The organism is Sphingomonas sp. Ant H11 (assembly GCF_000797515.1).
In the GTDB taxonomy this organism is placed as follows: domain Bacteria; phylum Pseudomonadota; class Alphaproteobacteria; order Sphingomonadales; family Sphingomonadaceae; genus Sphingomonas.
In genome coordinates, this window is sequence record NZ_JSBN01000189.1 from 1 (window position 1) to 1,645 (window position 1,645).

Genomic DNA, 1,645 nt, shown 5'->3' on the forward strand with positions numbered 1-1,645 from the left:
CGCCCCCTCCACCCTTCGCTATATGCCTCCAGGGTCCCCCTCCCCGTGCCGGGGAGGATTGGCGCGCGCCCCCTCGCGTAACGCCTCCAAAGCCGCCTGGCACTTCGCCTCATCGCGCCCGGCCTTCACCCGGGCGATCCGCGCAATCTGCGCCTCGCGTACCGCGACATTGTCGACATCGAGAATGTCGATCGGGTCCTGCTCGGCCAGCTTGTACTTGTTAACGCCGACAATGACGTCCTCGCCCTTGTCGACCCGCGCCGCACGGCCCGCCGAGGCTTCCTCGATCATCGCCTTGGGCCAGCCTGCCGCCACCGCTTGCGCCATGCCGCCCTCGGCCTCGACGCGCTGGATGATCTCCCACGCCTTCTCGACCAGTTCCTCGGTCAGGCTTTCGATATAATAGCTGCCGCCCAAGGGATCGACGACCTTGGTCATCCCCGTCTCTTCCTGCAGCACGATCTGCGTGTTGCGCGCGATCCGGGCGGAGAAATCGGTCGGCAGCGCGATCGCCTCGTCGAGCGCATTGGTGTGGAGCGACTGCGTGCCCCCCAGCATCGCCGCCATCGCCTCGACAGTGGTGCGAATCACATTGTTGTACGGATCCTGCTCGGTCAGCGACACGCCCGACGTCTGGCAATGCGTGCGCAGCATCTTGGAGCGCTCGTCCTTGGCGCCAAGATCGGTCATCACGCGGTGCCATAGCTTGCGCGCCGCGCGCAGCTTGGCGACCTCCATGAAGAAGTTCATGCCGATCGCGAAGAAGAAGCTCAGCCGCCCGGCGAACGCATCGAGGTCCAGCCCGCTCGCCATCGCAGCCTTGGCATATTCGCGCCCGTCGGCGATCGTGAAGGCCAACTCCTGCAGCTGCGTCGCACCCGCTTCCTGCATGTGATAGCCGGAAATCGAGATCGAATTGAACTTCGGCATATGCGCCGAGGTGTAGGCGATGATGTCCGAGATGATCCGCATGCTCGGCGCAGGCGGATAGATATAGGTGTTGCGGACCATGAACTCCTTGAGGATGTCGTTCTGGATCGTGCCGTCGAGCTGATCCTGTGACACCCCCTGCTCCTCGCCCGCGACGATGAAGAAAGCGAGGATCGGGATCACCGCGCCGTTCATCGTCATCGAGACCGACATCTTGTCGAGCGGGATGCCGTCGAACAGGATCTTCATGTCGTCGATCGTGTCGATCGCCACGCCCGCTTTGCCGACATCGCCGGTCACGCGCGGATGGTCGCTATCATAGCCGCGATGCGTCGCCAGATCGAACGCGACCGACAGCCCCTTCTGCCCCGCCGCCAGGTTACGCCGGTAGAAAGCGTTGGAGGCTTCCGCAGTCGAGAAACCCGCATATTGCCGGATCGTCCACGGCCGCCCCGCATACATTGACGCGCGCACCCCGCGCGTGAACGGCGCGAAGCCGGGCAGACCGGGATCGATCCCTGCCACATCAGCCGCAGTGTAGAGCGGCTTGACGTCGATCCCTTCCGGCGTGTGCCAGGTCAGATCACGCCCCTTCACCTCTTTCGCGGCGAGGGCCTGCCAGTCTTCAAGGGTGGGTTTGTCTGTCATCGGTCCATTCCTCCTCTCCCATCGGGAGAGGATACGAAGCTTAGCCGCGCAGCGGCTTAGCCGAAGT

The 1,645-nt window shown here is 64.0% G+C and carries 1 protein-coding gene; it reads right to left on the reverse strand.

Annotated features, from left to right (window positions below; translation table 11 throughout):
* Positions 1–18 precede the first annotated feature (18 nt).
* Positions 19–1,578, reverse strand: a complete 1,560-nt coding sequence (gene scpA, locus NW75_RS21330) for a methylmalonyl-CoA mutase (protein ID WP_443024510.1) — start codon at positions 1,576–1,578, stop codon at positions 19–21.
* Between the last annotated feature and the right edge of the window lie 67 nt (positions 1,579–1,645).